Here is a 10661-nt window from a genome sequence, read left to right as displayed (position 1 = left end):
TGGCTGCACTCACTCACCCCGGTCACATAGTTCTCTATGCTCCCGGGGATTCGCTCCCTTGCCGTCGCGATGCATCTTGAAATCTATAGGGTATAACTACCCTTATAATCCATCACAACAGGAATTATTGTAATGGCCTACTGCAATCATTCGATTTACTATTTATCAGAACTTAACATTGACTGTCGCACCAAAAGTCAGAGGCTCTCCTGCACGACCATACCAATTGTTATCTCCAGACATTGGGAATGCACGAGTAACATAGGTCTTATTTAACAGATTCTTCGCCCATAATGTAATATCGTAAGCTGACGTCTCATATCCAGCTCTAAGATTCAACAAGCCGTAATTAGACTGCTTCTCAGTATTAGCATTATCGAAATAAACTTTACCGGCAACATTATAATCAGCACGAATAAAATATCCGTCGAGGAAATTGTAATCTACACCAACCCCATAGGTATAATTTGGCGTATTTGCCGGACGTTTATCTTTATAATCAGTAACGCCCACAATTTTTCCACTCTTCTTGTCATAAACATTATCTTTAAACTCAGTAAAATGAGCATCATTGAAACCAGCATTAGCAGATAATGTTAGCCCTTTAATCACCCGCCAGGAAATTTCCGATTCTAGCCCTCTACTGATTGATTTTCCTGCATTCTGGGTAACGGACTCTGGATAAAATTGCTTTTCAACCTGCTGATCGGTAAAGTCAATCCAAAATAATGAGGTATTCCAGCGTACAGTCTTATCCAACCATTCCGATTTCAGACCAATTTCATAGTTGGTGGTGTATTCAGCATCAAAACGGCGCTGATCCTTCGGTGCTAAACTGTTAAATCCTCCACTTTTATAACCACGGGCAATACTGGCATATAACATAGCGTTATCCGTAGCATAATAATTGACCCCGGCTTTTGGCAACCAAGCATCAAAAGAGAGTTCATCAGTCAGGTTTTCTCTTGTCATTCCCGAGAAATTTTCTGTCTTACTGAATTTCAGATTCTTTTTCTCATAATCATAACGCAGCCCCGTAACCAGCTCTACATTATCCATGAGATAATAACTGGTATTACCAAACAGAGCATAATTATTGGTTCTAACGTTGGTATTTTTAATCTGATATCCGACCGACAACATCCTGTAATCAATATCTAATTTATCATCCTGATTGAAGTAATACATACCAATCAACCAGTTAAATGGCCCGGTATTTTTAGAGTTAAGACGCAATTCCTGAGAGAGGTAATTTTGTTTACGGTCCATTCGCAATTCTGAAAATGGGTTACGGGTAAAATCAAGATCCTGATAATCTTTTTTATCTTCCGAAGTATATGAACTAATTGAAGTTAGATCCATACTATCCCATTGATACACCGCTTTAAGAGACCCTTTATAAATATTAGCGTCTGACTTACCTGCATAATCAGAGTCTACAGATTTCGTCCCTTTCTTTATTTTATCAAGAGGTGCGAATGAGGCGTTACCATTTCTGCGGTTTTGTACATCGAATGTCGTAATAATATCCCACGGCCCGTCTGATGGCTGCCAGCGAAGCTTAAACCTCCCGTTAAAATCATTAATACCATTTATATTCTTTTTATTATCATAATCCCGTTTAAAGTAACCATCGCTATTCAGATAACGTAATGCTGTACGGTAAGACCAATCGCCATATTCATCAATGCCACCACCTAAAATAGCAGTAGTTTGAAAACGATTATAACTACCATATGAAAAGCCCAATTTCCGGTCTGTTACAGGATCGGGATCTTTGGTAATGATATTAATGACTCCGGCCTCAGTATTGCGGCCATATAATGTTGCCTGTGGGCCACGTAATACTTCGATGCGTTCAATATCCAGCAATTCGGTGTCAAATGAATGACTATATACACCGTCAGTAAAGAAACCCACCGCCTGTTCCCCTTCCATACCAGGCGTGACGCCGCGTAATGAAATAAACCCGGCATCAGATGGATTACCTGCTTTTATCATATATAAATTGGGAATCCCTGAAACGGCCTCATAAAAATTTTCAACCCCTTTCCGTTCAATGTCAAAATCAGATAATACTGTCATACCTACTGCTGTTTTTTGCTGATCCGCAGAAACTTTCTCCGCAGTCACAACAATAGTGTCCAACGAATCTGTTTTGCTATTTTTATTTGCCAAACTCTGATGGGAATAAAAAACAGATAACACAGCAATAGTGGTTACGCTATGTTTCAACATAGATAGCTAATCTCCAAGAAGAAGCTGGTATAGGCATTCAGTAATAGCGGCGGAAACGCTTTTACCATCCATTAATAAAAAACTTGGGAAATTATATAAACAACTAGAAAAAAACGCAAATGCAAATGATAACTACTTTTATTATCATCAGTGGAAAGGAAATGCTTTCTCGATTTAAGCATAACTAATTGTTTTTATTAATATTATTAACCATGAAGATTTGGTGTGTAAAGGGGGGTATTATCCATATCTTAGATACAAACTGAATTTTTACCAAAATACTGAACAGACTTCGAGGGCTTATTCCCTCATTTTATTTACTGTTTTTTGTAGCAAAAGAGTGATTCCAAACAGTACCAAATAATTATTCACTTGCTGAATGGATTTTAAATATTTTTCTATCGGTTAATATAAATATGTAAAAATAATGAAAAGAGATAAATATATAGATTCGGTGTATTATTAACATAATCAACTAACTCTATTATATCCAACAAACCAAACTTAAATTAACTGATAGTAAACTTGTAGCTATTACTTCGGCTCATTCTTTCTAATAATAAAGAACACTAAATTGGGAGTACTGATAAACGTCCGGTGAACATCACCATTGGAAGGAGGACAGTTGATTACTTGGCTGGCTAATGTAAGGATAATTAGCCGGCTAAAGCGCACAAAAATCGATTTCGTTTGCTCTTACCAGCTTTATTTGAGTGATAAAACGGGTTGTTGTTACCGCATCTTACGCCACAACGGCATGATATTGGTCAACACATCAGGGGGAGGGCAAGGATCATTCACCTTTGCCATTTTCCATAAACCGGTCTGGCTTTTACGGGCAGCATTATTGGACATGAAGACTTGATATAACGAGCCTGTATCGCCGGCATGATTATGGGTATCAAGAAAACCTTTATTTCCCCATCGATTATAGAGAGAGATACTATCGCCTTCTCTGATATTTTCATTTGGTGGTGTGGTTTCACAATAAATAACCCACTCTAATGTTGCTCTTTTGCGGATATCTGTGGTGTAGACTTGATGTATTTCGGTCAATTGTTCATTTTGATCCACTACATCATAATATCGTAAATAACCGCCATCACAGTAATATAGGTTGTGAAGTAAAATAATATCATTATTGATTATTTCACTGCCGACAGGTTTTCCCGTTGCTGACTCAATTCTCCAGGCACCGCCATAAATAGCTAAAGAAGCATCTACAGTTACCACGCCATATTTTGTTCCAGGTTTATTACCGTTGCCAAATACACTGAGATACCCACCGCTCCAGTTCTTGTAGCTGTTTAATATTGTCACGGTATCGCCATATTTAAGTACATTATCCATATCCATCATTTCCTCGGAAAATATGCTATCGCTCTTCAAACAACTGATACTTACCCTGAAATGATTTTCCCTCCGACTATGTTATTAGTGCATAACTTCTGGTGTCATTTCAGGATTCGGTTATTGCCACGAACAGGTTGTCTCGCCTTTTATCTAATCCCTTGTGGGCCTAAAATAGGGTTGAATTCCTGCATTGTTGAATATTCATAGCAACGGGAGATAGGAAAAGAAAAGATCAAAAAGTTAATTTTTATCGGATAGGAGGCTATTTGGCGGATAACCGAGTTTCGACTATATCATGTTACTTGAAAGGGTAAGTCATGTTTTTTCTGTTTATGACCGTGTTCATATCAGCAAAAACGGTATCATTTTGCAGATATATCTGCGTGGTAGACAGAAAAAAGCGGCATAATACCGCTTTAATTTATTGATAAATGTCATCTCGACTGATGTTGCCAGAGTAGTGTATTTGTGGCTTTTTGATTCAAGCCTGTGACCAAATTAACACGACTATGCTGTCATCGTAATTATTATTGCCCCCATTGCTGGCACCGATAATGGCTGTTCCCGGTTTTTCGTCAAGGGTGTTATAGGCGTAACGGAGTTTGCAGGGCTTGCCGTCGCCTATAATTTCAATGCAGACTTTGCCGGTGCTTGATGAGTAATTTTTAAAGCCCAACACACTATTGGCACCTTGGCTGATTAATGTATCGACTAACTGATCGTCAATATACACTTTTATCGTTTGCTGATGAGCAGTGTTACCGTAGGCTGATAGGCTAAGCTTTATATTGTCAGGTAACTGGAAACAGTGTTTACCGGTGTTCGTGCTGCCACAGATTCCACCACAGTTTCTATACTCACTACCTAACGAATCGATATCAACCGATACGGCGGCTTGAATTTTTTTGAAGGTGACTCCTTTCCAGTAAGTTGGAATAAAGGAGGGTTCACCATCGATAACATGAGATTTTGTATTGTATTGGATGTAATAACTATCTTTGAAAAAGTAAATGGTAGAGCCGGCGGTATTCTTCCATAAAATAACAGCATCGAGGTCTTCGCTAAATCCTGCATATTTTCCGGTAGTGCCCCATCGGTCTGAAATGGTTTTCTTATTAATCGTGTGTGAACTGACGGTGTAATCGATGCAATCTCTGCCTTTAAAGAAACAGACAACATCTTGTTTTGTATCCACCCATTCTGTGGCGGCGTCGATACCATTTTCCAGTCCAGTACCTTTCAACCCCGGCCATCCCTCAATAATGGGTTTTGGCCCATCAATCACCAGAGCTTTGGCTATATCGAATTTAAGGTATTGAGAGCCTTTAAAAAAATATAATGAGCCGTTTAAATTAATCACATCGTCAATATTTTTTTGAAACTCGATGGGGAGACTAGGCCAATCATTGCTGATAGTTTGGGGATAACCCGTGTCTGCTTTATCTTCTGAGTCGTTATATCTAATGTTTTCTGAGTTAAGAAATAAATAGGTGTTTGAATTCATTTTTTACATCCTTAATAATGGTTAATTTGAATGTCATTTTGATGTGTTTACTCAACTTTCTATTTTCAGATATCACAGTGATATATTTTTGTCTCATGATAATGGCCAATTCAACACTACCACACTATCATCATAATTGTCATTGGAACCATTGTTAGCGCCGATAATGGCTGTTCCGGGTTTTGCTTCTAGAGTGTTATAGGCATAACGAAGTGTGCAGGGTTTACCATCTCCGATAATCTCGATGCAGACTTTGCCCGTGCCTGATGTGTAGGTCCTAACGTCTGTTATGTGACTTATCCCCTTACCGGTTAAGGTATCGACCAATCGGTCGTCGATATAGACATTGATTGATTGTTGATGAGCATCACTATTTACGTAGGCAGTCAGGCCAAATCGAATACTTTGAGGTAATTGAAAGCAATGTTTACTGGTGTTATTCATCCCACATGTTCCGCCGCAGTTTACATTGATATCACTGCCTAATATATTGGGATCGACTGACACTGCCGCTTGGATTTTATTAAAAGTGACGCCTTTCCATTTAGTTTGAATAAGCTCGGGTTCACTATACATATTATTCAACATTAGATGTAAACGGAGATATTCATTGCCTTTGAAAAGATAAAAAAAATAACCGGAGTTTCGCCATAAAATAGCCGCATCCAGATTTTCACTAAATTCTGAGTATTGTTCTGTTATCCCCCATCTATCTGCGATAGTCTTTTAAAGCTTTCAAGGCACAAACTTTGTCTAAATTTGGCAATATTGGTAGTCACTGTCTCGGGATTGCAACAGATACACCGGTTGATGCCAGACATTGTTATTGTGAACTTGACCTGTTTTGTAATCCATATCCTGGCATTTCAGTGAGTGTACTATCCAGGAAAACGAGTGCAAGCGGTACATATCAAAATATTGGTTACGGCTATATGGCGATTCATTTGACTGGGGGATATAAAGGTAAGCCTCAATGGATGCCATCAAATATTTCGTTAGGTACTTCGATTGACACTGCGACGCCTTATGTCATGGTTTGGAATCTTCAGGCGGCTAATTTGATCCAAGCAGTAAACTTTGTTGGCAAACAAACGGATGGTATTTATAAAGGGCAACCGACGCTAGGTAGTGCTCATGGTGTTGCACTGAGTTATGAATGGCCAAAAAATTCTTGGTCACGTTGGCGTATTGGCTTGCTTGCGGCAAATAACGGAACATTAATCATTGAGTGGTATAATGCTGTGCTAGATAAATGGAAGGTGGAGCTTTGCCAATATAATATGAACACGCTGATGACGGGAAATCTTGCGTCTGGTCAGATAGGGATTATTCTTGGTATGTCTTCTCAGGCTACCACAATAGATCAACAAAATTCTCTTTACCGGACACCGTTTGATCGAGCGATATTTTTCCAAGATTTTTAATATGGAATATTGAATCTGGTTATTTAACTATTTTGTATGATATATGCAAAGGGGCTTTCTTATTAGCCCCATATACCCGTTATCTTTCAAAATGTATTGGTTTTAATGATAAAAGTTTGGTTTTTTTGCAATTAAACAGAACGAAAAAATTGGACTGAGTTCCCCAGCGTTATCTATTGTTTTGAAAAATTTAAATAATCAGTATATGAATAATTAATGGCTTACTGGAAAAATAGTCGTTTTTAATATAGATTTATATTATGTGTTGACACATTTAAATATATATCACCTTGAAAGGCGATCGTATAAAATAAAATTGATCGTTGTTTTATGAATTGATAGAAATTATCTTTCTGAGGCTAAGCCACCACTAATTTTTTCATTTATGAATAGAAAATGTCGGTAGCGGCTTAACTCCAAATTAATTCTATACACTGTGTATGACGCAGTACCTAATCATTGAAACTAAACTAACTGATTGTACTGAATAACCGCAGAGATAGATGCATATGTATCGATATGTACCGTGCTACCACGTACATTACTCCATTGAGCTTTTATAGTAGAAACATTAGACGCAAGGGAACAATGGGCAACCAGCGTGAATGGCATACGTCCATAGGATTCTGGACTCTTATTGCTGTAGGTAAATCCACCGAAAGCCAATTGTTCGCCTTGATCAGTTACAATAATAAAGTTCCCTCCAGGAAAATTGTTACCTGAAGCATAGGGAGTTGGTATATTTAACGTGATTAATGCTGTTAAGCATGGTGAGTTCGAATACTTTGAAACATCAAGTTTCAAACCGGGTATATCAACATAATTTTGACTTGATGTTTGTAGGGGATTGCTACGTGGATCTATTGATGCAAAAACAATTGACATGATTAATACTCCTAGGTTGGTTATTTTCGTTTTTTCTTATTTAGTTCCCTCTAAAATACTTATCCTAACTTTTAACTTATACAAATCACCTTATCATAAGACTCTATTATTTACTTTTTTTAAAATTAAACAAACATCATTGTTTTTTATAAATAAAGTTCATGGCTCAACTAATAGATAGATAATTCATATTATTTGTCGCTGATTTTAACTCAATGTTAATATTTAACTATCAGATAATTGAGATACAAAAAATTAATCATTTCTCTTGTTTTTATATCTGGTGTAGTTCATTGCGGAGGTATCAGTGCTGAGAGAGGCTTTCTTCTTGGCCCCATAATTGTTGTAATATCGAAAGTAATTTTGGTGATAATTTTATTGGTGTTGATAAATGTGGCGTAAAAAAGCGGCATAATACCGCTTTAATTATTGACAGAGTTTATCACTAATGAAAATCTTTAACTCACCAGTTCAGAATGATGACACTATCCTTGTACTTATTAGCGGCACCATTTTCAGCCCCAATAATGACGGTTCCGGGTTTTCCCTCAAGAGTATTATCGAAATAACGGAGTTTGCAGGGTTTGTCATTGCCTGTAATCTCAATACAGACTTTACCTGTACCGGATGCATGGGTTTTAGTCGCTATCAGGTTATCTATCCCCTTGCCGGTTAATGTATCTACCAGAAGATCGTCAATATAGACTTTTACTGTTTGTTGATGAACATCAGTATTCGTGTAGGCTGTCAGCCTAAATTTGGTACTCTGAGGTAATTGGAAACAATATTTACCGGTGTCACTGGTACCACATTTTCCGCCACAGTTTTGACTACCCAATAAATCTGCGTCAACCGATACCATAGCTTGAACTCTATTAAAAGCGACGCCATGCCAATAAGTTTGGATGGATGTAGGTCCGATATCAATAGTATTTGATTTTGTATTGTATCGGACATAATTGTTGTCTTTGAAGAAGTAAATAAGAGAACCTGCAATGCTTTTCCATAAAACAACGGTATCCAGATTTGCATTGAATCCTGCGTATTTTTCGATAGTTTCCCATCTCTCTGAAATAGTTTTCTTACTAATCGTGTGTGAACTGACGGTATAATCAATACAGTCTCGCCCTTTGAAGAAACAGACAACATCTCGTTTTGTATCGACAAACTCGGTAGCTGCATCTATCCCATTTTCAAATTCGGTGCCTCTCAATCCAGGCCATCCTTCTATAATGTGTTTTGGTCCCTCACTTACCTGAGCTTTCTCGATATCGAATTTAAGATATTGTGAGCCTTTAAAAAAATATAAATAGCCGTTTAAATTAATCACATCGTCAATATGTCGTTGAAATTCGACAGGAAGGCTAGGCCAATCTCTACTGATAAGCCGGGGAGTATCTCCTTTGTTGATTTGTGGATCATCATGATATTTAATATTTTCTGAGTTAAGAAATAAATAGGTATTTGTATTCATTATTATATCTCCTTTATATTGTTAGAATTTAATTTTAGATAAAATTGAATGAGAATAATATCAATAAATAGAATTTAAATTCTTTTATGCTACTTTTATAATTTATTTTAAAGGGTAATTTAATATTAATTAAATTAACTTTATTTTTGGTGAAATTTACCAAAGTACTTTTAATTCACACCAACGACCAATTTAATATTACTACGCAATCATTGTAATTATTATTGGCATCATTTTCAGCTCCTATAATTGCCGTTCCCGGTTTTCCATCAAGAGTGTTATCGAAATAACGCAGTTTGCTAGGTTTACCATTTCCTTCAATTTCAATGCAAACGTTTCCTGTACCTGATGTGTAGGTTTTGGTCGCCATTAAATTATTTGTTACTTTGCCGGTTAATGTGTCTACCAGAAGATCGTCAATATACACTTTTACCGTTTGCTGAATGTTCGTATTATTGTAAGCTGTCAGACCAAATTGAATATTTTTAGGTAATTGGAAACAGTGTTTACCGGTGTCATTGGTACCGCATTCTCCACCGCAATTTGAGGGAGTGGTAGGCGGACAAGGATCATTAATCTTTTCCATTTTCCACTGCTCTACCTTAATTGTTTTACGAGTGCTATTACCAGAAAGAGATACACCATATAACGTGTTTGGTTTGTTGGCATTACCATAACTATTAAGGAAACCTTTATTCCCCCATCGATTATGTAAGGTGATAATTGCTCCTTCTATGATATTTCCGTTTATGGAATAAGGTGTCTCGCAATAAACAATCCATTCTAATGTTTTTGGCGAATAAGTATTTATATCTGATGTGATTACCGGGTGTATTTCTCCACTTGGTACTGGTTGGTTAGGACCATCATAATATCCCAAGTAACCACCATCGCAAAAAGACAGATTATGAAGTAAAATAATATCATCATTAATTATTTCACTGCCGATGGCTTTTCCCGTTCCTGATTTTATCCGCCATATTCCTCCTAGATCAGAAAAAGAAGGAGCTACAGTTAATACGCTATGTTTTGCTCCTGGTATGTCATTTCCTCCATATGTACTGAGATATCCTCCTTGCCAGTTATTGTAACCATTTAATATTCTTACTGTATCGCCATATTTAAGTATATCAGCCATAATGTATCCTTAAAGGTTTGTGGTTTATTTTTCAACAATGAGTATGACACTGAAATTACCCTAGATTAATTATTCTGTTTCATAATCTTCTGGGTTATCTCAGAATAGATTATTAAAATAAGCTAAATACTCAACTTTTTCTTCATGCTAAAAATAGTGATTAACTTCTGATTTGGTTAATTATGAATATTAATGGTTGTCGAAGAAAGGCAGCGGATTTGTTTCTTTCTTCTGACAATGAATATATCACTAAAGTTTCCTTTACTTAATTTTCAATATTTCTATCTTGAACTGTAAAAAATAGCATTTATTGATTTATTTACATTGTTTACTAAGTTAGATTATTTAATCGTGATGAGAAAATAAAACTTAATTTTTATTGACACGAAGCTTATAAATCTAATAAATTAATAATTTGATATAAGTAATATTTAAAAATAATAGATCATCTGGAAGGAATTCAGTCAAATTTTTGCGATTTGAACATCCAAGATTAACGGAAATATAAATAATAGATATTTTGATAAAGGGATTGTTATTATACGAATGCAAGTTAAAAACTCATTGAAATGAATGACTTTCATTGAGTAGTTGTTGTAAATATAATGTTTTCTCATTTTTCCTTTTCTGGTATTTGATTCTTTA

General features: G+C 36.3%; 8 protein-coding genes and 1 pseudogene. 1 reads left to right on the top strand and 8 read right to left on the bottom strand.

The features are described from left to right. Positions 1–165 precede the first annotated feature (165 nt). From EAE91_RS17965 to EAE91_RS17950, 4 genes and pseudogenes are all read right to left on the bottom strand, one after another. The gene (locus EAE91_RS17965) at positions 166–2238 is read right to left on the bottom strand and encodes a TonB-dependent receptor (protein WP_214089668.1); all 2073 of its coding nucleotides are present in this window, start codon (positions 2236–2238) and stop codon (positions 166–168) included. Between the two features lie 732 nt (positions 2239–2970). Further along, on the bottom strand, positions 2971–3588 hold the full coding sequence (locus EAE91_RS17960; RefSeq protein WP_214089667.1) for a hypothetical protein: 618 nt from the start codon (positions 3586–3588) through the stop codon (positions 2971–2973). A 484-nt stretch (positions 3589–4072) separates the two neighbouring features. Further along, a complete protein-coding gene (gene ppxB / locus EAE91_RS17955) occupies positions 4073–5095 on the bottom strand; it encodes a photopexin PpxB (protein WP_214089666.1) in 1023 nt (340 codons plus the stop codon). A 93-nt stretch (positions 5096–5188) separates the two neighbouring features. Beyond that, a pseudogene (locus EAE91_RS17950) lies at positions 5189–5821 on the bottom strand (fucose-binding lectin II); the annotation flags it as partial. 23 nt (positions 5822–5844) lie between these two features. Here EAE91_RS17950 and EAE91_RS17945 point away from each other — a divergent pair. Next, entirely contained in the window at positions 5845–6519 is a 675-nt protein-coding gene (locus EAE91_RS17945; RefSeq protein ID WP_244868916.1) for a hypothetical protein, read from the top strand. 465 nt (positions 6520–6984) lie between these two features. On the opposite strand, the gene EAE91_RS17940 is transcribed toward EAE91_RS17945, so the two are convergent. The 4 genes from EAE91_RS17940 to EAE91_RS17925 all read right to left on the bottom strand — a co-directional run. Next, positions 6985–7404, bottom strand: a complete 420-nt coding sequence (locus EAE91_RS17940) for a hypothetical protein (protein ID WP_214089665.1) — start codon at positions 7402–7404, stop codon at positions 6985–6987. Positions 7405–7867: 463 nt separating this feature from the next. Next, positions 7868–8878 carry a fucose-binding lectin II gene (locus EAE91_RS17935; protein WP_214089664.1) on the bottom strand — a complete coding sequence of 337 codons (1011 nt, stop codon included), beginning with the start codon at positions 8876–8878 and terminating at the stop codon, positions 7868–7870. 175 nt (positions 8879–9053) lie between these two features. Next, entirely contained in the window at positions 9054–10016 is a 963-nt protein-coding gene (locus EAE91_RS17930) for a fucose-binding lectin II (protein ID WP_214089663.1), read from the bottom strand. A gap of 464 nt (positions 10017–10480) precedes the next feature. Next, on the bottom strand, positions 10481–10661 hold a 181-nt coding region (locus EAE91_RS17925), incomplete at its 5' end, for a hypothetical protein (protein ID WP_214089662.1).

This window comes from Photorhabdus noenieputensis, assembly GCF_018448935.1.
GTDB lineage: Bacteria > Pseudomonadota > Gammaproteobacteria > Enterobacterales > Enterobacteriaceae > Photorhabdus > Photorhabdus noenieputensis.
The sequence above is the reverse complement of the archived record's forward strand: the minus strand, read 5'-3'. Positions and strand labels throughout refer to the sequence as shown.